The organism is Mesorhizobium sp. WSM4815 (assembly GCF_055811575.1).
The window spans coordinates 21,950-43,174 of sequence record NZ_JBVVQS010000096.1 but is presented as its reverse complement, the minus strand read 5'-3'; the positions used below and the strand labels follow the sequence as shown (position 1 = coordinate 43,174).

The 21,225-nt window shown below is 60.6% G+C and carries 19 protein-coding genes and 1 pseudogene; 6 read left to right on the top strand and 14 right to left on the bottom strand.

Going from position 1 to position 21,225, the window contains the following annotated elements:
* Positions 1-36: 36 nt before the first annotated feature.
* From AC0L2B_RS18640 to AC0L2B_RS18625, 4 genes and pseudogenes are all read right to left on the bottom strand, one after another.
* The gene (locus AC0L2B_RS18640) at positions 37-867 is read right to left on the bottom strand and encodes an alpha/beta fold hydrolase (protein ID WP_473746364.1); all 831 of its coding nucleotides are present in this window, start codon (positions 865-867) and stop codon (positions 37-39) included.
* A 199-nt stretch (positions 868-1,066) separates the two neighbouring features.
* Positions 1,067-1,837, bottom strand: a complete 771-nt coding sequence (locus tag AC0L2B_RS18635) for an SDR family oxidoreductase (RefSeq protein WP_473746363.1) — start codon at positions 1,835-1,837, stop codon at positions 1,067-1,069.
* Positions 1,838-2,173: 336 nt separating this feature from the next.
* A pseudogene (locus AC0L2B_RS18630) lies at positions 2,174-2,269 on the bottom strand (NmrA family transcriptional regulator); the annotation flags it as partial.
* A gap of 61 nt (positions 2,270-2,330) precedes the next feature.
* A complete protein-coding gene (locus AC0L2B_RS18625; protein ID WP_473746362.1) occupies positions 2,331-3,116 on the bottom strand; it encodes an alpha/beta fold hydrolase in 786 nt (261 codons plus the stop codon).
* A gap of 735 nt (positions 3,117-3,851) precedes the next feature.
* Here AC0L2B_RS18625 and AC0L2B_RS18620 point away from each other — a divergent pair.
* Positions 3,852-4,292 carry a sensor histidine kinase gene (locus tag AC0L2B_RS18620; protein ID WP_473586479.1) on the top strand — a complete coding sequence of 147 codons (441 nt, stop codon included), beginning with the start codon at positions 3,852-3,854 and terminating at the stop codon, positions 4,290-4,292.
* A 131-nt stretch (positions 4,293-4,423) separates the two neighbouring features.
* On the opposite strand, the gene AC0L2B_RS18615 is transcribed toward AC0L2B_RS18620, so the two are convergent.
* The 5 genes from AC0L2B_RS18615 to AC0L2B_RS18595 form a co-directional block, all read right to left on the bottom strand.
* On the bottom strand, positions 4,424-5,977 hold the full coding sequence (locus tag AC0L2B_RS18615; protein WP_473746361.1) for a mechanosensitive ion channel family protein: 1,554 nt from the start codon (positions 5,975-5,977) through the stop codon (positions 4,424-4,426).
* A 51-nt stretch (positions 5,978-6,028) separates the two neighbouring features.
* Entirely contained in the window at positions 6,029-7,282 is a 1,254-nt protein-coding gene (locus tag AC0L2B_RS18610) for a cytochrome b (RefSeq protein WP_473746360.1), read from the bottom strand.
* 401 nt (positions 7,283-7,683) lie between these two features.
* Complete coding sequence (locus tag AC0L2B_RS18605; protein ID WP_473746359.1) at positions 7,684-7,890, bottom strand: (2Fe-2S)-binding protein; 207 nt, start codon at positions 7,888-7,890, stop codon at positions 7,684-7,686.
* A gap of 51 nt (positions 7,891-7,941) precedes the next feature.
* The gene (locus AC0L2B_RS18600) at positions 7,942-8,901 is read right to left on the bottom strand and encodes an MBL fold metallo-hydrolase (protein ID WP_473746358.1); all 960 of its coding nucleotides are present in this window, start codon (positions 8,899-8,901) and stop codon (positions 7,942-7,944) included.
* Between the two features lie 761 nt (positions 8,902-9,662).
* Positions 9,663-9,824, bottom strand: coding sequence for a hypothetical protein (locus AC0L2B_RS18595; protein ID WP_473511163.1), 162 nt, complete (start codon positions 9,822-9,824; stop codon positions 9,663-9,665).
* Between the two features lie 812 nt (positions 9,825-10,636).
* Between AC0L2B_RS18595 and AC0L2B_RS18590 the strand changes: the two genes are divergently transcribed.
* Positions 10,637-10,837, top strand: coding sequence for a hypothetical protein (locus AC0L2B_RS18590; protein WP_473511165.1), 201 nt, complete (start codon positions 10,637-10,639; stop codon positions 10,835-10,837).
* Positions 10,838-10,923: 86 nt separating this feature from the next.
* Here AC0L2B_RS18590 and AC0L2B_RS18585 read toward each other — a convergent pair whose 3' ends face one another.
* Positions 10,924-11,499 carry a Fic/DOC family protein gene (locus AC0L2B_RS18585; RefSeq protein WP_473511166.1) on the bottom strand — a complete coding sequence of 192 codons (576 nt, stop codon included), beginning with the start codon at positions 11,497-11,499 and terminating at the stop codon, positions 10,924-10,926.
* Positions 11,500-11,508: 9 nt separating this feature from the next.
* Positions 11,509-11,709 carry a hypothetical protein gene (locus tag AC0L2B_RS18580; protein WP_473493386.1) on the bottom strand — a complete coding sequence of 67 codons (201 nt, stop codon included), beginning with the start codon at positions 11,707-11,709 and terminating at the stop codon, positions 11,509-11,511.
* Between the two features lie 183 nt (positions 11,710-11,892).
* On the opposite strand from AC0L2B_RS18580, the gene AC0L2B_RS18575 reads away from it, so the two are divergent.
* From AC0L2B_RS18575 to AC0L2B_RS18560, 4 genes are all read left to right on the top strand, one after another.
* Positions 11,893-12,129: a hypothetical protein gene (locus tag AC0L2B_RS18575; RefSeq protein ID WP_473493387.1), complete on the top strand. Its 237-nt coding sequence runs from the start codon at positions 11,893-11,895 to the stop codon at positions 12,127-12,129.
* A gap of 1,300 nt (positions 12,130-13,429) precedes the next feature.
* Positions 13,430-14,770: a hypothetical protein gene (locus AC0L2B_RS18570; protein WP_473511168.1), complete on the top strand. Its 1,341-nt coding sequence runs from the start codon at positions 13,430-13,432 to the stop codon at positions 14,768-14,770.
* Positions 14,771-14,967: 197 nt separating this feature from the next.
* Positions 14,968-15,384, top strand: a complete 417-nt coding sequence (locus AC0L2B_RS18565; RefSeq protein WP_473511169.1) for a hypothetical protein — start codon at positions 14,968-14,970, stop codon at positions 15,382-15,384.
* A gap of 211 nt (positions 15,385-15,595) precedes the next feature.
* Positions 15,596-17,683 (top strand): patatin-like phospholipase family protein, encoded by a 2,088-nt coding sequence (locus AC0L2B_RS18560; RefSeq protein ID WP_473511170.1) that lies wholly within the window; start codon positions 15,596-15,598, stop codon positions 17,681-17,683.
* A gap of 39 nt (positions 17,684-17,722) precedes the next feature.
* Here AC0L2B_RS18560 and AC0L2B_RS18555 read toward each other — a convergent pair whose 3' ends face one another.
* From AC0L2B_RS18555 to AC0L2B_RS18545, 3 genes are read right to left on the bottom strand one after another with little or no spacing between them, the layout of a single operon-like run.
* Complete coding sequence (locus AC0L2B_RS18555) at positions 17,723-19,084, bottom strand: ComEC/Rec2 family competence protein (protein WP_473511172.1); 1,362 nt, start codon at positions 19,082-19,084, stop codon at positions 17,723-17,725.
* The gene (locus AC0L2B_RS18550; RefSeq protein ID WP_473746357.1) at positions 19,066-19,461 is read right to left on the bottom strand and encodes a hypothetical protein; all 396 of its coding nucleotides are present in this window, start codon (positions 19,459-19,461) and stop codon (positions 19,066-19,068) included. The genes AC0L2B_RS18555 and AC0L2B_RS18550 overlap by 19 nt, the downstream gene beginning before the upstream one ends.
* Positions 19,380-21,158 (bottom strand): gluzincin family metallopeptidase, encoded by a 1,779-nt coding sequence (locus tag AC0L2B_RS18545; RefSeq protein WP_473746356.1) that lies wholly within the window; start codon positions 21,156-21,158, stop codon positions 19,380-19,382. Before AC0L2B_RS18545 ends, AC0L2B_RS18550 begins: the two co-directional genes overlap by 82 nt.
* Between the last annotated feature and the right edge of the window lie 67 nt (positions 21,159-21,225).

The following is a 21,225-nucleotide window of genomic DNA, read 5'->3' as shown; positions in this document are numbered from 1 at the left end:
GGCGATCGGGCTCTCGCCTCAGGACACGGCGCGAGCCTAGGACCTGATGAAGGTGAGCAAGTCGGCGTTCACCACATCGGCATGCGTGGTACACATCCCGTGCGGAAAGCCCTCATAGATCTTGAGCGTGCCGTTCTTCAGAAGCTTTGCGGATAACGGCGCGGAATCGGCAATGGGCACGATCTGATCGTCCGTGCCGTGCATGACGAGTGTCGGCACGTCGATGATCTTGAGGTCGTCGGTGAAATCGGTTTCCGAAAAGGCCTTGATGCCGTCGTAGTGCGCCTTGGCGCTGCCCATCATGCCCTGCCGCCACCAGTTCTGGATGATGCCCGGGTTCGCTTTCGCGCCCGGCCGATTGAAGCTGTAGAAGGGGCCCGATGGGAAATCGATGTAGAACTGCGCGCGGTTGTCGGCGAGCGACTTGCGCAGCCCGTCGAACACTTCGATCGGAAGGCCGCCAGGATTGGCCGGCGTCTTCACCATGATTGGCGGCACCGCGCCGATGAGGACGAGCTTCGCGGTGCGCCCTTTGCCGTGGCGGGCGACGTAGTGAGCGGCTTCGCCGCCGCCGGTCGAGTGGCCGATATGGATTGCGTCCCTCAGACCGAGATGCTCGACCACCGCCGCCGCATCGGCAGCATAGTGATCCATATCGTGACCGTCGCTCACCTGCGCGGAACGGCCGTGCCCGCGCCGGTCATGGGCTATGGTGCGATATCCATGCCCGACGAAGAAAAGCATCTGCGTGTCCCAGTCGTCGGCGCTGAGCGGCCAGCCGTGATGGAAGACGATCGGTTGGGCATCCTTCGGACCCCAGTCCTTGTAGTAGATCCCGGTGCCATTCTTGGTGGTGATAGTACTCATATCTTTCGATCCTTCTTGAGAGAGGGATGAGTTCGATTCCTGGCCGGCTGTCCCTTGCCCGAGCGCATATTTGGGCAGGCCGGTTGCAATGCCGGCGGCCGCTGCGCCGAGGAGGAGGGCTCGGCGACTTGCCTGAGGCGCAATGGGCAGCTTGTGGTCCATCGTCGTTTCCCTTGCGGGTTCTCTTCAGATGCCGCCGTTACGCCGCAACACCGCTTCGCCGAGACGGGGGGTGGTCGAACCAGTGTTCGAACGGCGTCGAACCGATGCGGGCGCCCGCGCCCGGGACAAGCGAGCGGTCGTCTAGCTCGGTCCCGAAATAGAGCGCATGAGGATCACCGATCACCTTCCTGGGATCGTTGGCGAGCTGCAGAAAACGCACGACCAGTTCGTTCATGCGGAAGGGCTCGGGGCCGCCGATCTCCATCACGCCGTTAATCGGCTGGGAGAGCGCCACGTCAGCCATCACCTCTGCAACATCGTCTGCGGCGATGGGCTGGAAGTAGGCCGACGATACCGAGACCGTGTCGCCGACGGTTGCCGACTGCACAATGCCGCCAAGGAACTCGAAGAACTGGGTCGAGTGAACGATCGTGTAGGGAATTCCCGACTCCCTGATCAGCTTCTCCTGAGCCATCTTGGCGCGCAGGTAGCCGCTGCGGGGCAGGCGCTCCGCCCCGACTACCGAGAGCGCAATGTGATGCTTCACGCCGGCAGCCTTCTCCGCCGCGAGCAGGTTCTTTCCGGCTGTTTCGAAGAACTCGAGAACGGCCTTGTCCTCGAACGACGGCGAATTGGCGAGGTCGATGACAACCTCCGCCCCGGCAAGAGCCTTATCCAATCCTTCACCGGTGAAGGTGTTGACGCCGCCACTTGGCGACGCCGCCAACACGTCGTGGCCCTTCACGCTTAGCCTTGCGACGGTCTTGGAGCCGATAAGTCCGGTGCCACCGATGATTACGATTTTCATTTCATTCTCCTGTTCTGACTTCGAAAAGATCTACTTGGAACAACGCCGGCGGCTCTAACCGTGCCGGCCCTGAATTCCTCGATGAGAGCGACGCGCGTCCGCGACTCGCTCGACCGCCAGCGCAAGGGCTTGGCTCAAGCGACATTGTCTTCGCAGCCGTCCCTCGCTTGGCCCCAACCCAGGACCTCCGAGGCGCTGCCGTAGTAGCCGAAGCCAAAGCTGTCGGCCGTGCCATAGGTGGCGCAGGACGGAGGCGGTGTTCTCGAGGAATTCCCGAAGAGGTCTGCCAGCGTGGCCGGGATCATAAGGTGCCGCTGTTGTGAGGGCACGACGTTGCGGCGACGCCGCCACGACGTCGTGCCCCTGTTGACGCAACCTCTCGACGGTCGCTAACCGGATGTACCGAGTGCCGCCAATGACCACGATTTTCATGTCGATGTCTCCTGGGGGCTTGCACTTGTTGAATGCAGCCGGCGCGAGGCGGCCGGTTTCGTCACTGCGCCGATGCGGCTTCCTCTATGAGCAAGGCGATCGCTTCTGGACGCGAGACCATCAGCGCGTGCGACCCGCCCTCGACGGCGATGGTCTTCACCGAATGCGCGCGCTCGGCCATGAACTTCATGACCGCCGGCGGGATATTCCGATCCGCCGAGCCGTAGATCGCGTAGGATGGAATTGTCTTCCAAGAAGGCGCGCCGGAGGGTTCTGCCAGGGCGGCGTCAGCCACCGGGCGTTGTGTCGCCGCCATCAGGCTGGCCTGCGCTGCCGGCACATCGGCCGCGAACTGCAGGTGAAACTTTTCCGGCTGGATGTAGAGGTCCTGTCCTCCATCCGGCCGCGCCACCGGCAGGAGCGCCTCGCCAAGCGTGCTGCCTGGGAACTTCCCCGAAAGCGTGAGACTGGACTCGCCTTTGTCCGGGGCGAATCCGGCCACATAGACCAGCGCTTTCACATTGTTCTTCCCGTTAGCTGCCTCGGTGATCACTGGCCCGCCGTAAGAATGGCCGACCAGGACGACCGGTCCGCCGATGGATCCGATGACGGCCGATACGGCGGCCGCATCGCTTGCAACGCCGCGAAGTGGGTTGGCCGCAGCGATGGTCCGGAAACCGCCCCTGTTGAGCTCGGCGATGACGCCGTTCCAGCTCGACGATTCAGCAAAGGCCCCGTGCACCAGCACGATCGTCGGTTTTGCCTGATGGTCCGTGGCCTGCGCCGTCACGCTGTCCGACACGCTACATGCGTAAACAAGGGCCAGAGCTCTGATGATCTTGTGCACGTGTCTTCTCCTGTGCGGCGGGTCGTCCGATACCGAGAAGAATGCGCCCACTTGGCGCGCGAAAATATTCGACGGACGGCTCGGTCAGGCGATCCGAAAGTCTAGGACGATGCACCCGGGGGAGTGGCAGCTGTAGCCGGTGGTCGGCGCACGGGTAGGTTCCCGGCATCGATCGAACGCATCGCCGGCCGCGCCGACGTTCCCAGGCAGCGCGCCCAAGGTTGGCAGGGAGTGCGCGGCCGACTGGCGTCGGCTGTCAGTGCCATGGCGATCAATCCGGCGAAAACTGCAGCGAGACATATACCGCCGTATGGCTCGCCCTCGTCCTCCATCCAATCGACCCGGAAATGCTCCTCAATATAGTGTCCTCACACGACCGGATTGCCAGGGGTCGATCGAACAAAAGAGGGCATGAAAATGTCAGGCGCGGAAACAAGATCAGGCACGGCCGACAATCATGTCTTTGACCGGACTACTGATGTTCCCCTGTCCGACCCGCCGGCAGAGCAGTCGACGGCCGGCATTGTTCATGATCTGGGCAATCTAATTCAGGTCGCTTCATCTGCACTGAATCAGGTCGCCCGCGACCCGAGCGTCTCGACGGCTCCAGCTCTCGACCCCGTAATCGCCAGCGCCAGGACCGCCCTGCAGCAAGCCGCCGCGCTTGTCAGGGAGACGGTCGGCCGGGCCGCGGCAAGTCATCGAGCGCCGGAACATGCAAGCGTGGGCGCCTGCTTGGCCGAGGTCGAAAACCTTGTCCGAAGCGCATGGGAGCCGAACGTTCGTCTCGAAGTTCGCCTTGGACGCGATCTACCCGCTGCAAAATGCGATCCGCTGGGTTTGCAGAACGCGGTCTTGAATCTCGTATTCAACGCGCGCGACGCGATGCCGGACGGCGGGTTGATCTCGATAAACGCCGCCGCGGTCGTTCTGGATCCTGGCACTGTCGTCGAGCTCCGTATCGAAGACAGTGGAATCGGAATGACGCGGGAGACCGTGCTCCACGCCTTCGATCTCTTTTTCACCACCAAGGGCACGGGCCTGGGCGGCGTCGGCCTGCCGATGGTGAAGCATTTTGCCGAGCGCCACGGCGGGCGCGTCGATATCGAAAGCGCCGTCGGCTCGGGCACGACAGTGATATTGCGCCTGCCCGCCATGGAGGCCCGGCAGGATTAACTGCAAGCCAATAGGGTGCCGGCTCACAGCGCGCCCCTGGAGGGCAATACGCGCCGTACCTTGAAACCGCTCACAGGTTCACTGGACACCGGCAAATCGATTCTGCGACGCCGGTTGTCGGATGCTCATGGCTACCTCCCTTCTTGTAGGCCCGGTCTGCCGGCGCTCGAAACGCGCCGGAAGGGTGCTGGGTGAAAGATCGTCTGCATGGCTTTGAGCAGCGCGAATTTCGAATCCGTGTGCTCTTGTCCGGTGCGGCTACCGCCGAGGGCCATCCTGGCTGAGAGGACCGCCGCAAGATCTTCAGCCATTTCGGGCCGGTCGAGCAGCAGGGGCGCGAAGCTTTGCTGGTCAATCTCGTAGACCACGACGTGGCTCATTGCGCGCAAGGTCGAGGTCTCGCCAATGCCCGCGAGCAGGCCCGTCTCTCCGAAAAAGTCGCCGGGAGCGAGGTGGCCAATCTCCTGCGGATGGGCGTCATCTTCGCCGCGCTCTCGGACAATGATGCCCGTCCGAACAATCATCAGGGAGGGCAGCATCTCTCCCTGTCGTGCTATGATGTCGCCCTTGCGATAGGTGCGCACCGTAGCCGTTGCCGCGAGGGCTTCTTTTTCGTTGTCCGTCAACGCCGAGAATACTGGTATGGCATTTATAAGCTTGATCGGCGTGACTTCTGGGAGATTTGCCGTCTCTTCGTTCGGCAAGTCGTTCATGAGAATCGAAGAGGAGGGTGGCGTTGCCAGCCGCAAACCCGCGGACTTGGAATGACGGTAGACAAGATCGAAGATTTCGTTCGTCGCTGGAATACGCTGGCCAACATTTGCGACCCGAAAAAACAAATCGACCTCGATCGCCGTCGCATCCAGAGCTTTGATGGCGACCACTGGCGGCGGCTCCCTCAGTATTGTGTTGCTGCTTTGTAAGGCCGCGTTCATGACGTCCGCGACGATCGCCGGCATCTTGGTCGGCGCCAATCTTATCGTGACGGACAGCCCATGGCTCTCCTCAGGGCTGCTGACATTGGTCAGCCCTAGCTTCGCGAGGAAGCTGTTCGGCAGCGCCACCACGTTGTGCGCCAAAGTGAGCAGGTGGGTCGATCGCCAGTTGGTCTCCACGACGCGGCCTTCGGTGCCGTCGCTCAGAACGATCCAGTCCCCAAGCACATAAGGTCGGCCGAGGGTGAGCGCGATGCCCGAAAAGACGTCGCTCAGCGTATTCTGGAGCGCCAGTCCGAGTACGATGGCAAAGACGCCCGAGGTGGCGATCAGCGTTCCGACCGGCGCACCGAAGACGAAAGCCAGGATCGACAGCAGCATCCCAACATAGACGGCGCCGACGACGAGGTCCTGCAGAAGGCGCGCCTCGCGCGGCTTGCGCTCGAACACGAGATAGATGCGGACAAATCCGATCAGCGCCCAGGCGAGGTGAACCCACCACAGCAACTTGGCCGAACCGACGAGGATTGCGCTAGCGGTTGTCTCGGTGCCCCGTGTCGGTTCGTAGGGGAGCACGGCTCCGTCAAGCAGCAGGACCGACATGGTAAGGAAGAATGCGATCTGGACAATCAGCCTGGTGGTGGAGAGCCGCCGCGGAATGACGTGCCAAACGACTATGCCGGCGAGACCGACCAGCACCATGTAGAGATGGGGAGCATTCCACCAGCTCGTGACCGGATCCGAATCCATAAAATCCTCACACAATCCTCGCCTCGGAGCATGACGAGCGAACCTTCGGTGTTAATCCTTGCCTTTCTCCAGGATCGCTTCGGTTATCGAGCTCGGCAGCCGGCGCGGCGTCTCGATCGCGCCCAGAAGCGGCATGACGACGAGAAAGAACGCGAAGTAGTAGAGGGTCGATACCTGCATGGCGGGGATATACCAGCCTTCCGCCGGCTTGGACCCCAGCCAGCCAAGGAAGAGGGCGTTGGCGACAAACAGCCAGAAGAACCGCCTGTACCAGGGCCGGTAGACGGCCGAGCGCACCTTCGACGTGTCGAGCCAGGGCACGATGAACAACACGGCGATGGCGCCGAACATGGCGAGCACCCCGCCGAGCTTCGAGTCGACCGGCCCGATGTTGAAGGTGACGGCGCGCAGGATCGCGTAGAAGGGCAGGAAGTACCACTCGGGCACGATATGCGCCGGCGTCTTCAGCGGGTCGGCGGCGGTGTAGTTGTCTGGATGCCCGAGATAATTCGGCACGTAGAACACGAAGTACGCAAAGGCGAGCAGGAACACCACGGCCCCGAGCACGTCCTTCATTGTGGCATGGGGCGTGAAGTCCACGACGTCGGTTTTTGACTTCACGTCGATGCCTGCCGGATTGGTCTGGCCGGCGACGTGAAGCGCCCAAATGTGCAGGATGACGACGCCCGTCAGCATGAACGGCAGCAGGTAATGCAGCGCAAAGAAGCGGTTGAGAGTCGGATTGTCCACCGCAAAGCCGCCGAGCAGAAGCTGCTGGATCCATTCGCCGACCAGCGGAATGGCGCTGAAGAAGCCGGTGATGACGGTCGCGCCCCAGAACGACATTTGTCCCCAGGGCAGCACGTAACCCATGAACGCCGTAGCCATCATCAACAGAAGGTTGGTGCAGCCGAGGATCCACAGCAGTTCGCGCGGCGCCTTGTAGGAGCCGTAATAGAGGCCACGGGAGACATGGATGTAGACCGCGATGAAGAAGAACGACGCGCCGTTGGAGTGCAGGTAGCGCAACAGCCAGCCGGAATTCACGTCGCGCATGATCTTGTCTACGGAATTGAAGGCCAGTGTCGTGTCGGCCGCGTAGTGCATGGCCAGCACGACGCCGGTAACGATCTGCGCAGCCAGCATCATCGACAGGATGCCGCCGAACGAATAGGCGTAGTTCAGGTTGCGCGGAACCGGGTAGACGATGAACTGATCATGCACCAGGCGCGGCACCGGCAGGCGGGCGTCGAACCAGCGTCCGATCCTGGTCTTGGGAATATAGGTGGAATGCCCACCGCTCATCGGAGTGCCTCTGGTTTTGAAATTGCCGGTATCGATATCGGCCGGCGCTCCTTGGCCAGCCGCCCTTTAACACGGATGAGCGGGTTCACTCGCGGTCACGAACCTTCTCGACGGGACGCGTAAGTAGATCGGCGGGACCATCGCGCGAGCAAACCCATTACCGCCGCGCCTAACCGGCTGCGCCGTCGTGTCGACGGCCCAGACCCTCAGGAAGATCTGCAGCATCCTCGAAAGAACGAATCCGAGCGTCATTTCCGATGCTCCTTGGTTAGGGTTGTGGAGGACCCAAGCATGCCAGCCTTTCCAGTGTTAGAACTATCATGCCGAGGACGCATACATCCGATACGTTGGTCTATGGGCTCCTGACTGAAAGGCTGCGCCGGATGGCCGAGGCGGCCAAGTCAGGACTGCGTGCGGCCGTTGCAGGATGCCGCACGAGCGCTGGCGAGCGCCTCGTCAATGATGCGGCGGATAGTACGCGCGCAACGGCCGCACTGGGCGCTGCAGCCGAGACAGCAATAGACCTGGCGGATCGAGCACGTCCGCTCCGCCTTGACGGCGGAGCGGACATCCTGATCGCTCAACACATTGCACGAGCACACGATCATGGCGCGATAAGTCTCGATCCGACCTGGTGCGGCTCTGACCCGACAAGCGGGTCAGTAGTCCCAGACAGCCGGTACACAACGAAAGACATCGCCGTCCATCGCCACATGGCAGATGGACGGGAATGGCAGGTGAGTGGCCACCAGCGGCTCACGGGTCGCGGCCAGTTCCCGTAAAAGATTGATGCGGACGCGGGCCGCCTCCTCAGGGTCGTGTTCGAAGCCGTTGTGCCAGTCGGGTTGGTCGAACCCGACCTGGAACACGGCGTCGCCGGCGAAGGTCAGCCTATCGCCGCCGGACGCCAGGCGGACCACGCTGTGCCCGGGGGTGTGGCCGCCAGTGAGCCTGACAACCACCCCCGGCGCCACCTCGTGCTCCGTCTCAAACGGCCGCAACTGGCTGCGGTACTCGTTCACGAACCGCTTGGCCGCCCGCCGAAGCGCATCCGGGAACCCCGTTGGCATGGAGGCGCGGGAGAAATCGGGCGACTCCCAGAACTTGAGCTCGGCGGCCGCCACGTGAATCCGCAGATCCGGACGCAGCTGGTCCTTCACCCCGTCGATGAGCAGCCCGCCGATATGGTCCATATGCATATGGGTCAGCACCACGTCGGTGACGGATGCGAGATCGATGCCGGCTGCCTCCAGTCGCGAGACCAACCGCCCGGCCCTCGGCAAGTGCAAGTCCGGGTCCATCCCCAGCCCGGCGTCCACGAGTATGGTCCGGCCGCCGCTGCGTACGACGACCACGTTCAGCGGCCACTCGAGTACGTCCGGCGGCAGGAACATGTCGTCCAGCCAGGCCGCCCGGACGGCCGGGTCGACGTTGTATGCCATAACCGGGGCTGGTATCGGCAGCACTCCATCGCTGATCACCAGCACTTCGATGTCGCCGACCCGCAGCGCGTAGCGCGACGGAACCAATTCGGGCTCCGGTCTACCGTTGCTGTGCTTGGCGTTCAGGCTATCGGCGCAATGCTGGATCGAGGGGTGTGAAATGTTGTCCAGGGTCATGTTTGTCTCCTGCTGACCACGGCCGTATCGGCCACCTCCGCCGCTGGCGCCCGTGGATTTGGCATGAGCCTCCATGGACCGCCACCTGGCGTCTACGGAGGAAGTTGCACCACTTCGGCCTGCGCCACCATCGGACGGAAGCACCGGTCAGGCGATGCGAAAGTCTATGGCAGACCCGTTGCGAGCATGGGTGATATCCCGCGAAAGTCGGAAGACGCCGCTTTGAGCTGCGAGCAACGGCTGTGCCTCTCGCCTGTTGGCGGTACGCCCAGCTGTGTTGACACCAGCTTACTTGCCGCCGCGGCATTCTCGATCGGTCGCGCCAACCATCCCATTCGCACGTCGTTACCGCCTTTTGCCGCACGCGTCGCCCAAGGGTCTTTCCAGCCTTGAAATAGCTGGACTATACATGGCTGCACAAACCTGACTGACGAACAGGACGACAATAGAATTTAAGAGCAGGCATAACTCGCCCTTCCCGCTCATGGATTGAGTCGATGCACCTGACTCCTGGGGCATAGAAACTAGATTGGCCCGCTTCTAAGCGAAGTTGACCATAACTCGTTGATATTGAATAATTTTGGTGGGCCCGGAGGATGTATCAAGAACTTTGATTTCATTGTCTTTTTCGCGGGCCAAAATCAGAAATCTTCCCGTATCGCTCCGTATGGTTCCGCGTCTAAGCAAAGGACGCTGCACAAGATGGCGCTTCATGCAGGTCCTAGGATGTGGGCTTTGCGTGGTATGATTTCGCGTAGCGATCAGCCGCCGCTGTCCAATTCCGTTCCGGTTCTCAGGCACTCCAGATAGGCGCGATAGGCGAAGCTGCGGTCGCGCTTCTTCCCGGTGGTTTCCACGAGAATATCGGCTTCGGCCAGCGCCTCGATCGCACGGATCGCGGTCGGCTTGCTTGCGCCGATCAACTTTATGGCCGAGGCAACACTCACGATCGGATGACGCGGCAATTGCTCGAACAGTCTACTGCCGAGACGGAGGCGAACTGGGCTTCGAGCAGTCGCATCCGGTCCACGGATACGATAGATTGTCGCCGACGACCGGGCGGTTTTTTTCGGTCCCTGATGTGGCTCTGCCCTCACCTACCGCCGAAGTTGCCAACCGCGCCGTTGGTCGGTTCGATGATCGAGGGAGGCATACATGAGGGTCAAGCCTACGCCGTGAGGAAGGACTCGACGCCGGGAGCTCGAACAAACTGAACATAAGAAAAGAGAAAACTTCGTGTGCACGGCGCGTGCATGTCACCCTCTAACCACTTGTTTCTAATTCCTATCCGTCCAGTCCATCATGGGCGCCACGGCCACTCTATGATCTTGATTTCAGCATTTTCTCTGTAACATCAATCGTTAGAACCTGCCGAGTGCACACGAATTTACGCCAGAATACGACCCTTTTCGCCACGTTTCGATCTCTCGGTCCACACGGAGCGCACACGAAAAAATGGCCACCTACACAAAACTCTCGTCCGGCTCCTGGCGTGTTCAAGTCCGTCGCAAACAAGCTCGTCTGGCACAAGCACAACACCAAAGGTATCAAGCTGTCGCGCTCGCTATGAGTACGCCTACCGTTCGGTGCCGATCCATTCCAGGGTTGCGGGGATGGTGCAGGCCCAACGCCTCCGCTGGCCTGATAGCAAGCTGCTGTTCCCGTCACATACGGACAACACCCTGCCCCGCGGTAACTTCCGCAAGGGGCTGGACAGGTTCAAAGCCCTGAGGGTGTGCCCGACTACTTCCAGCTCTACGACCTCAAGCGCATCGCGATCTCGCTGATGCTGGCGGGTCAAGGGGTGTCGCATGAGGCCATATCACACTACGTCGACCACAAGGGAAATCTCGAAACGACCATGATCTATGATCTCGGACGCGTTAACCCCATGCGCCCGGTCACTGAAAAGCTCGGCGCCCTTCTCGGCATTTAGAAATAAGACCCAGTGCCCCCAAAAGAAAACGCGGTTACGGCGCATCTTGGGTAAAGATCTCTGCGCTCCAATTATCTGGCCGTTCCTCAGGCAACGATGTCGGCGATAAGATCGGCCAGCGGTCGTTCGTCGCCGGCAAAACTGCCAATCGTGGCGTCCATCACACGCTCACGGTCCAGCACGTCGTCGTTAAACGCGAAGCCGGCATGCTCGGTGAGCATCGCCAGGAACGTGAGCTGGGTTCGCCCATTCCCCTCCCGAAACGGATGCACGGCATTGATTTCCGCGAGTGCGTGGGCCGCACGCGTCGCAAAGTCTTGCGCTGACAGCCCCATCAAGTAGTTAGCCGCTGCGAGTTCGCTAAAAATCCGGTTCATTTCCCCATCGATATATTCGGGGTAACAGAACCAGTTGCCGCCTTTGCCGATGCGGATCGCCCTCACCTCGCCGGCCCAATCGTAGACATCCTGGAACAGGTGATGGTGAATGGCTCGATAGTGGGCATAATCGAGCGCACCGCTCGGAATCGGCTCGTCGGCTCGGATCAGGAAGAAGGCCAACTCGGCTTCATCGAGTTCGCCCTGGTCATGGACATCAAGCTTGTTGCGGAGAACTGTCGTGCCGGGATAGCAGAGCGGGTCGGCTTCGGCGGCATAGACCACAGGGCATGCTTACTTCTTGGCAATCTGCTTCTTGACGAGCGTGCGCCGCTCATCGCCACTCAATCCGCGCTCGCGGCTTTCGCCCAGTATTGCGCCCATGCGCGGCGATAGCTTCATGCCCTCGACTGCGCTGATTTTCTCGCCCTTGCGGCTGCCGAGGATGAACTGGCCTGTTTTGGTTGACCGGACGGTGGTGGTGGTCTTCTTCATGGACCCATATTACCACACCTGCCGATCCTCGGGCAAAGTGAATTTGGGGCCTTCAAGTTGTACAGGGAACGTTACTGCACTTGCAAACAAGCCTATAAACCTGGAGAAAATAACCACTTCGATCGGGTTTGAACCCGCTCGCTTGGCGAAATAAATGTCAGATGACAGAAGGGTATGAGTGGCATGACAGACGCACCGTACACTGGGTTCCGTTTTGAACACAGCCGCAAGGACATGAACATGCCGAATGGCATGCTCAGGATGCAAATAATCGCAGTTGCACAGTCCCTTGAAGAAGCCAGGGAACTGGCCGGAGATATTCTACCGGAGCAAGGACTTCGCTTAATCGCAAGCGGCGAAGAGGTACTCAAGGCGGCAAGACTGGTGCATTTGAAAGACGGCGAGGCAAAGGTTCTATGAACGGCCATCCCAAGCGCTTATAGATACGGAAAAAACCGAGAGGCGAATGGTGCGCGTCCTTACAAAATGGGTAGTTGAGTGTTGACGGCTCTGCAAGCGGCCTCAGTGATCACGGCCTTGCTGGCAGCAGCCTTGTGGCTTTGGTCAACCCAAATCGATATGCCACCTTTTACAGCGACTGTCTTCCGGGACGGTCAGCCAATTGAGCCGCCGCGACATGCTGACGGAAGCTGCCAGACAAGGGGCGCCCTCGCCGTTCAAGAACTTCGCGCCGACCTTCACCAGTCGCCAGAAGACGCCACTTTACAAAAGCTTCGCGGCTACCTGGCTGACCCCGCTTCCCTTCCCAATCCGAATGACCATTGAGCGGACAGCGGGCTCATCCGTCGGATTCAGCCAACGGCACGCGGCAAGCCAAAATCCACGGCGTGGTCCATGAAATTCCCGAGGGAACCCGGCTTGAACGAATGTTTTACCCGCCAGAGCCCCGCTTACGGCAGACGAAGTGAATGGACATTCGCCGATATTGGGCTGGCATGGGAGGCCCACTACCGCAAACGGTAGCGCCTCCTGCGCTGGGTGAGGAAAATATGGCGGGCGGGAAAGCTGTACACAATTTCGGAATGTGTTGGCTTTTCAATAAAAGCCTGCTATTTCCGAAGCGTTCGCGGTGTGTCCACAGCAACGCAAACGAGACCCAGACGCCGACACGTCTAAAGGCCTCATATTCGCAGACTGTACGGGAGCGTCGAGGGTCCAAACCTCGGCGCTTTCGTGTTTCCGGATATACAGATTGTAATTTGGACAGTCAACGCCGCGTTGACTATTAGCGCACTTGTCCTCGTTAATTCCTCGTCCTTAGTCGCCGTAGTGATCGTCGAATTGTCCAATCAGTGTTTCGGCGATTGCGTGTCCAGTGCTGTCGATAGGGTTCGCTTGCAATTGCGGATCACTGTTTACGCGTACGCGGCGATAGTCGTCGGGTCAACGACAACAAACTTCGAGCGTAGCGTTCGCGATAATTGCGTTGTAGTTGTTGCGCGTACTGGCCTTCTGTCCTCGCGCTTATCGTCGAATGACAGGATCTTGTCATCATAAAACGCAACGCGGTTCGCGTAGCGCTATAGAGGCGGAGCCCTCCTACTGACGACGCGCCATCCAGGAGCGCGCGCATGGCTAAGCGACCGGTGTAAACTCTTTCCACTAGCGGCGGTTGACGGCAGTGTGACGGCGAGTAGCGTGCCTCTTGCCAGGATATATTTGTGCGCTTAGTCTCCATGAACTTGGGGTGAATTCAGTCATGCTGATGCGCGTGTTCGCTGTTCTCGCGGTTTTGCTCTCCACGGCCGCAGCCGCGGCCGCAACATGCACTGTTCCAAGCTACAATACGTTCTATACGATCCCTGCTAATCACACCGCGGCCGAGGCTTTCAAGGGAAAGTTCGACTATCCGGCGGCGACGAGCGAGCCGCTGCCAGGTTTCCTGTCGATCGACTACCATGCAGACTGGAAAGCGTACCTCTGGGCAGTCCTTAACTACGCCTACGAAGGTAACGATACGGTCGATTTCGACGTCACTAAGAACACCGACAGGGGCTGGTACCATGCCCTTTGGATGCAGGTTGGAGAAGATGGAAGAGAGTTCTTCCATGGGCTCACGCAGGAACGCCCGACGCGGCCCAATCAGCTTAAAGAGAATACCAGCACGACCTTTTTCACCTGGGCGGTGGGGTACTATAACAGTTTCGGCGCGACGACCTATGCCAAGGTCTATGCCGATCCTTGCAATCCGGTCATTGACAACATCCTGTTTCCGGTCGGAACGGTGTCGTTCAAACTGCTCTTCACATCGGCTACCGAACAACAATTGCCCTACCTCGCCGGCGCGCCCAGCTGGCAAACCCACACCGGTAGCGGCAACGGTCCGAACGGCCGCAGCGAGCGGTCGATGCGCCTGCTCCAGGTCGACATCGCGGTGCGCGACCCGCGGGACAGCGCCACCGGCTGGGTCTTTGGCACCTTCGTCTACAACAACGCCGTCGCCGATCCTGACCCATGGCGTCGCCTGCGGCCCGTGGGGCTGGCCTGGGGCAACGATCCAGCCGCAGCGCCCGGGCAACCGCTGCTCGAAAGCGTGACCGACCCAACGCTGCAATCCATCCTGTTCGGATGGGCCGGACGCGAAGAACTGGGCTGGGGTGGGCGCGCTAATGGACCGGCAGACAACCTTCTGAGCTCTTGCCTGTCTTGCCACGGTAGTGCGCAATTCCCGCGCAGCGACGACTTCGGCAATGTGCCGCCGGCGGGTGCGGTGACCAACGTGCCTAAGCGGCTTACCGACTACTTCCGAAACGTCAAGGCGGGCGAGGTCTTCGACCTCAAGACCAAGTTCTTCGGAACGCCGGTCATTGTCGACGCGGCTTCCGTGGACTATTCGCTGCAGCTGCAGCGTGGGCTCGAGAACATGTGCAGCGAGGCGAAGTCCGGCCGCGCACCGTTCGATGTCGAAGGCGTCCCAGCAATTTGCTTGCCGCCGCTCAATTCCGGTGGACCAGCCCTGGCGCCTGACGCAGCAGCGGACGCCTTCGAACAACTGCAGTCGATTGACTTTGATAGTCTGGTCAATACTCCGGTCCGCTAGTTTAAATCCACTGCCGATAACCATCAAATTCGAGGGCGCTATGCGCGTGCGTTGCCGGAGGAGGCACGAACGTGCGTCTTGAGGAATGGAACGTCCGCTGATCCATTCCTAGTACGGTGATCGTAGTAGGCTTCGGCATGTCTGATTCACAGTTATTTAGAGCGGGCCCCTCGCTTGCAGCACGACCAGGAGCGATCGTGCACGTCAGGCGACCGCATTCGCTGCGCGGCTACATCTATCAGATCTACGCAGGCGCCGTTGCGCTGATCGAACTCGCAGACCACGAAGTTCTCCACCTCGAAGTCGCCGAGGACTATTCCATCGCTACCGAGCGTGCGCTGAAGGCAGTACAGGTCAAGGACTCAGCGATTGGGCGCTGCCGCGCTACAGCCCTCGGGTTCGATCAAGGGCATCCGCCACAAACAGAGCCTTTGGGTGGAAGTCGACCTGGAGTAGCCGTGGCCGTCCACAAACGGCAAAGCGTTGATTTAATTACGCAAGTCGTGATTTGCGCGGGTAACCTCCACTGGAAAGGTTCGTGCTCAGACGGCTTAGTGTCGATGGAGCATCTAGACGGCACCGTCCGCCTGACTACTGTGTGGTTGCCAGTTTAGTCGCCGATACTGCCGACGGAAGAACGGAGCTGAGATGCCCGAAGCAACCTACGCATACGCCCGCTTGCGTCTATGGCGTTGGAGGGTGCGGAGAGCGCTTCAACCCATCCCCATCGCACTGCTCAGCATGTGGCCAGTCAGCATTACGGCGATCCTCCTGCTCGCGTGCTTCTTGTTTCCGGGAACGGCGTCAGATCAGGTGGACGAAGCGATGCTTGGCTACGTCCGTCACAGCGAGGCGGTCGATATTCAATGGACCAAGTTCGCGATCACGTTTCTGTCGGCCGCAGCACTCTCAGCCATATTGCGCCGTCAATCCGCTGTCTTGATTTCACGATCGACGGTTCCGTTTAGCTATCGCGTTTGGATCAGCGGGATCGTTGGAAGCCTTGCGCTGATCCTTCTGGCGGTCTTGTTGGTTCGCCTCAGGGACGAATTGGCACCGGCGAGCTACGGGCTTCTTGCCCTACTGAGCGTCCTGATCATCGCGTACGTTCATTCGGCGCGAAGGGCTGCGCTCGACTCGCGCCTATCGGCGCACTCGTCCACGACGCGACGCGGACACCGCCTGCCGACGGTGCTCTTGGCTTACCTGTTGCCCATTCTGCTGCTGAGCGCATTCGCGGCTTCGACAAGGGATGAAACCTTTGGTCTTCCCATCAGCATGATTTCGATCTCACAGGCACTCGGTCCCCTCAACATACTCCTCTTGGCCTGCTGCTTTTGGACGATCGTTACATCGTGGCTGGTGCGTTTCGGCCGGCGTACCAGGCTACCTGCCGTTGGGTTTCTGGTCGTGCTGGCGGTCGGCCTAATCGCGCTGAACGTGAACGACAATCACCAGATCCGCCGGATCGGACATTTTACTCCATCGATAGAACTCGAGAATGCTTTCGGCAGTTGGCTCGCCTCCCGACCCGACCGCGCCGACTTTGATACCTATCCGGTGATCTTGGTTGCCGCTGAAGGTGGAGGCATCAGGGCCGCAGTGTTCACGGCCACGGTCCTTTCTCGGCTTGTCGACAGATGCCCGCGGCTGGCCCACCACATATTCGTAGTTAGCGGGGTTTCTGGTGGCTCGATCGGTGCCGCTATCTATGCGGCAGCAATGAAAGCCAAGCCGCCCGAAACCGAGGCGAGCCGATGCGATCTAGAGGACGTGAGTTCCTCGACGTATCAGGATGCTGCAATGGAGGTGTTGGCTGACGACCACCTTTCACCGTTGCTCAGTCGCTACTTTTTTACTGAGATCTTCCAGCAATTCTGGCCTGTCCCCGTTCCAGCTTTCGATCGTCAACTTGGGCTCGAGTGGAGCTTGGAGCGTTCCTTTGCACGTGTTTTCGGGGAGGACGTCCTGTCTAATCCGCTTTATGGCCTCGTCCCGACTGAAGAGGCCGCTAGCGTTCCGTACCTCATCCTGAATTCGACGAGAGTTCGCGACGGTCGGCGGGTCAGCATGAGCCCGATCTATCTCAGAACTGACGCGAAAGGCGGCGGGGACGACTGGCATGCCGTGGACTATCTCAATGGCCCGCCACTCAGCGCGGCGGCGGGTACAAGTGCGCGGTTTCCGTTCATTTCGCCGCCGGGGTCATTCACATCCCTTACCGTGGAACAAGAAGGTGAGGTTTGGGTCGAGGACCCAGACTTCAAGGGGATCAAAGACCAATACGTTGACGGGGGCTATTTCGATAACTCGGGGGCGCCGACACTTATGGGAGTCTACCGGGAGCTCGATAAATACCGGGAGGACAGAGGAGCCGATGCACCGAAGTTTTCTATCCTGGTGGTGCATGTCGGTAACGAACCTCTCTGCGACGCTGCTCAGGCGAGCGCCGACGAAACACCGTGCTCGGAACCCAAAGATTCAGGCGGCTACTCGAGCGTTCTTGCCGAAGCAAGCATCGCCCTTGAGGCGGTGGACCGAGTACGTAGCGCGCGAGTGGACTATGGCTTGAGTGAGCTCGAAGATTTGGTCTTGGCCACTTCCGAGATGCGCGTGACGCTCGATCCACGAGGTAAGACGGACGAAGAATTGATCGCGATGGCTGAAGAGGCGATTGCCAACCAGCCGAGCACTCTCGATAGGTACTACAGCATCCAAATGCGCGATCGCGGCGTGACAATCCCGTTAGCCTGGCTTCTTTCTCAACGGGCGATCGACGACCTGCATACTCAGTTGGACCCTCTTACGCCGGAGACCTGCGCCAGAGACGCGTCCACCCGTCGAAATGGCTACGCCGCCTGTCAGATTGGCGAGTTGCTGACGTCGTTTGTGGAACTGACCCAAGCCGAGTAGCCCTCGACGCTTGGGCGAGCGACTGCCCACGACCGCGCTCTAGTGCCCTGCAACTGGTTTGATCTCGATGTCCACGTAGGGCGTGCCCGTGACCAGGGCCTCCATGTCGGTGCGCTGTGGCTGCGGCTGGCCGAGCAGCGCCTTCTCGTGGCCGGCGTAGTTGGGCAGCCCCGCGATCTGTGCGGGCGTGAGAAGTGGACCATAGGTTTCGGTGTTGGCGACGCGCTTGCCGAGTTCCACCATCAGGGCGGAGCTCGGAATGGGTTTGTAGGGCGTGCGGGCGGTAGAAACGACGGCCTTAGGGCCGGACGCCGGCATGTTGCCGGCGGGAAGCGGCAGGATCGCGTCGAGGATGGTGCTCGACTCGGTCTGGGTGCCGTCCTCGTCCTCGTTCCACGGCGTGGAATTGGTACTGCCGTGATGGCCGACCTTCAGGAAGTCCAGCCGCCCATCGAGCTTGGCCCTTTGCTTGTTCCAGGCGACGTTCCAGGCGCCGTTCGCCTTTGTGCCTTCTTCGAACGGATCGTCCCACTCGGCGTCGCCCACGAACAGGAGTCGGCGCCCGCGCCACTCGATCAGCAGCATGATGCTGGTGTTGTTGATCAGCCTGTCGTTTTCCTCGGAGTAGGCAAAGGCATTGGACATCATCCGCGACTGGAGGCGGAGAAAGTCGAGGGCGCTAATGTTTTCGGGCCGTGCGCTCGGCGACTGGGGCGCGCCGATCACGCCGGCTGCCGCCTTTGAGAATGTCTGGAAGTCGGCCGCCAACTCGTCGCCGCCATAGTAGAAGTCGATATTGATATCCGGCCCCAGGACATGGAACGCCACGTCGCCTTGCAGCGTCTCAAGCTCGAGATCGGCGGCGGTGCTTTCGGTGTGAAGATATACGGGTTCAATGCCGTTCTGCTGTGGCAGGGTTTCGGTGAGAGCCTTGATGGCGCCCTTGGGGTTGATGCCGTAGCGATCGACGATGTCCTGCAGGGCCGGGCTGAGGGCGACGCCGCGCGCGGCGACATTGACCATCGCCCGGTCTGCCAAGTCGTGAAAGGCGTGGGCGAGCTCCGCCTGGGGGTGTTCGGGGTTCATGGCCGCGCTCAACCACAGGTTCTCGATCGCAACGTCCTCGAACCAGTCGGGGTCGAAACCCTTCATATGATCGTCATGGCCGTGGCTGACGACGACGAGGTCGAGACGGTGTTTGCCGTCTTCAAGCGGAAGCTCGGGCTTCAGCAGGTCGAGCGCCGGCTTCAAGAAATCATCGCCGGCTGCCTTGGTGCCGCAGTCGATGAGAATGTGGAAATCGTCGACGTTGCCGTCCTTTATCCGCGCGTCGGGAATGCGGACATAGATGCAATCACCACAACGCACGCTGTAGGCACGGATCAGGAGCTTATCTGCCATTGGCTCTCTCCCATTTTCTCGTGCTCGTCCGAGTGGATGCCCACATGCGGCGAAAGCGAGAACCGCAGGATGCCGTCTACGGCCTCGGCGGTCAGCGGCGCCACGGTCTTCTCGAGGATGCCGAGCTGGCCGCCGGCGATCTCGCCGATGCGGCCGGTCTTTATGCGGGCGGCCAGCGCATCAAGGAACGATTGTTTGCGCCGTCGACCAGCCTTTCTTTCGGCCCGTATCTCGGTCTGCACCGCCGTCAGTTCTTCGGCCGGCGTATTCGCACCGTCTTCCTCGTCCTCGCCGATCAAAGTCTGGGTGCCGGGCTTGCGCATCCACGAGAGCAGATTGCCGTCGATGTCGAACGCCAGGGTGCCGCCGCAGAGCATGCTGGTCGTCTCGCCCGCGAAACGCCCGAAGCGTTCGTCATCGAGCAGCACGGGCTCGCGCCAAGTGTATTGCAGCAGCACCTGTTGCGGCTGCCGCCGCGCGTCGCTAGTAAATTTTGAAGCGTTTGCCAGACCCTGCACCGCGACATCGGCACTGTAGGGGATGAACAGGTTGCGGCGATTGTCGTCGAGGAAGCGGTAGGCCGCGGACCGGGAACCGGCGATATCGGCAGGATCGTGATAGACCTCGGTGCGCAGCCGCAAATGTCGTGTGGCCGCCGGAATTGCTCAGCTACTTCCGAGCTCAGTATGCCGCGCTCCTGGAAGACGTCGATCATCAGCTGCCGCGTGCCACGGGAGTCGGTGGGGTTGACGATCTCCTCGTTGCGCAGCACCGCGATGGCGTAGTCCTCGAAGGTCACGTCGACCGGCGGCAGGAGGTCGAGGGGCTGCACCGCCATGCACTGCATATTGCTAACGGTATACCAGAACGCCTGCAAGATTGAGCGACCGCCGTCCCTGTATCGAGGTGCCAGTTTGCGGACGATGTCGAACATGGCGCCAGTCAGCACTTGCGACATGTAGTGCTGGCGCTGGTCGTCCTTAATCTTATCGTAGTGGAGCGTGTTCAACGCGCTGCGCAGATAGGGCTGGTCCGCGACGGCCTTGCCGAACTCTTCGGCGAGGCTCGAGAGGGCGCTGTTGGTGTCCAGGTTGCCGCCGGTGGCTTCGGCCAGCCACTGGCGAAGCTTGTTGTTTCGGAAGGCAATGAGGATTGCCGAAAGGTCGCCGACGAATTCGTGGAAAGCGGCCGTCTCGGCGCGGATCGATTCCGAAAGCAGAGGACGAAGGCCGTCGAGAACGGCATGGCCAAACTCATGGTTGATGATATCGGCCGAGAGGCATGTGTAGATCCGCTTTTCGCCGCTGTCGAAATAGTAGAACTGCAGCGACTTGCTCTGGCGATCGTAATAGGCGTTCTCCCCATAGCCGGCCGTGGGGACGACGATCAGCCGGTTGCCCTCGAAGGCGAACGGAATGGGCCTGCCGAGACCGAAGCCGTTCTCGTAGAACTCGAGAGCGTTCTGCAGGGTGGCCCAGACATTGACCTGCCGGTACTGCGGCGAGTCGACATTTGCCTGATCCAGCGTCGCACCGCCTGGGCCTACGAAGGCATTCTTATCGGCATTCCACTCGGCAGGCGGTGTGAGGATCTCGGTGGAGGCGTCGTAGTCGACGACGGCGAAGCAGGCGCTGGTGGGGCCATCCCCGATACCGGGCTCCCACGGGACCTCGAACGACTCATCATACTCGAGCACCGGATTCCGCACGCGGACCGTGGGATCCTGGAAGTAGGCGTCGAACGGAATGCGGAGCTTCAGCTCCTTTTGCGCGTCCCGCGTCAGGTAGCGCCGGGCGGCGTAGAGCCCGGTCCTCGTCCCTTTGGTCTGAGATGTCGCTTTGGGTCCGGCGGGCATGGCGAGACTCCGAAACTCAGAATTGAAGTTCAATACCACACGTAGCATATCGACGATGCGACAACAGCACGACATGTAGTCGGCATTGCTTGTCGGAACCAGCGTGCTTCTGAACAATTGCCGCAGCTCACCGCCCCGGCTGCCCGCGGGTTCCTGCATGAGAGGCTTTCGTACGCCTGGCGGCACCCGAAACCCTTCAGCATAGCCGCCGTTCAGCATGACGAACCTGGCGGAGGTATCGTGCTGCCGTTCACTTCCCGGTGGGACGGGCGCCAGAGAGTCGATG

What these genes read in the sequence shown, in the direction of transcription:
- AC0L2B_RS18640 (WP_473746364.1), bottom strand. Translation starts at nt 867, where the DNA reads ATGAGTACTATCACCACCAAGAATGGCACCGGGATCTACTACAAGGAC.
- AC0L2B_RS18635 (WP_473746363.1), bottom strand. Translation starts at nt 1,837, where the DNA reads ATGAAAATCGTAATCATCGGTGGCACCGGACTTATCGGCTCCAAGACC.
- AC0L2B_RS18615 (WP_473746361.1), bottom strand. Translation starts at nt 5,977, where the DNA reads ATGGATTCGGATCCGGTCACGAGCTGGTGGAATGCTCCCCATCTCTAC.
- AC0L2B_RS18610 (WP_473746360.1), bottom strand. Translation starts at nt 7,282, where the DNA reads ATGAGCGGTGGGCATTCCACCTATATTCCCAAGACCAGGATCGGACGC.
- AC0L2B_RS18605 (WP_473746359.1), bottom strand. Translation starts at nt 7,890, where the DNA reads ATGATCGTGTGCTCGTGCAATGTGTTGAGCGATCAGGATGTCCGCTCC.
- AC0L2B_RS18600 (WP_473746358.1), bottom strand. Translation starts at nt 8,901, where the DNA reads ATGACCCTGGACAACATTTCACACCCCTCGATCCAGCATTGCGCCGAT.
- AC0L2B_RS18580 (WP_473493386.1), bottom strand. Translation starts at nt 11,709, where the DNA reads ATGAAGAAGACCACCACCACCGTCCGGTCAACCAAAACAGGCCAGTTC.
- AC0L2B_RS18575 (WP_473493387.1), top strand. Translation starts at nt 11,893, where the DNA reads ATGACAGACGCACCGTACACTGGGTTCCGTTTTGAACACAGCCGCAAG.
- AC0L2B_RS18570 (WP_473511168.1), top strand. Translation starts at nt 13,430, where the DNA reads ATGCTGATGCGCGTGTTCGCTGTTCTCGCGGTTTTGCTCTCCACGGCC.
- AC0L2B_RS18560 (WP_473511170.1), top strand. Translation starts at nt 15,596, where the DNA reads ATGCTTGGCTACGTCCGTCACAGCGAGGCGGTCGATATTCAATGGACC.
- AC0L2B_RS18555 (WP_473511172.1), bottom strand. Translation starts at nt 19,084, where the DNA reads ATGGCAGATAAGCTCCTGATCCGTGCCTACAGCGTGCGTTGTGGTGAT.
- AC0L2B_RS18550 (WP_473746357.1), bottom strand. Translation starts at nt 19,461, where the DNA reads ATGCTCTGCGGCGGCACCCTGGCGTTCGACATCGACGGCAATCTGCTC.
- AC0L2B_RS18545 (WP_473746356.1), bottom strand. Translation starts at nt 21,158, where the DNA reads ATGCTGAACGGCGGCTATGCTGAAGGGTTTCGGGTGCCGCCAGGCGTA.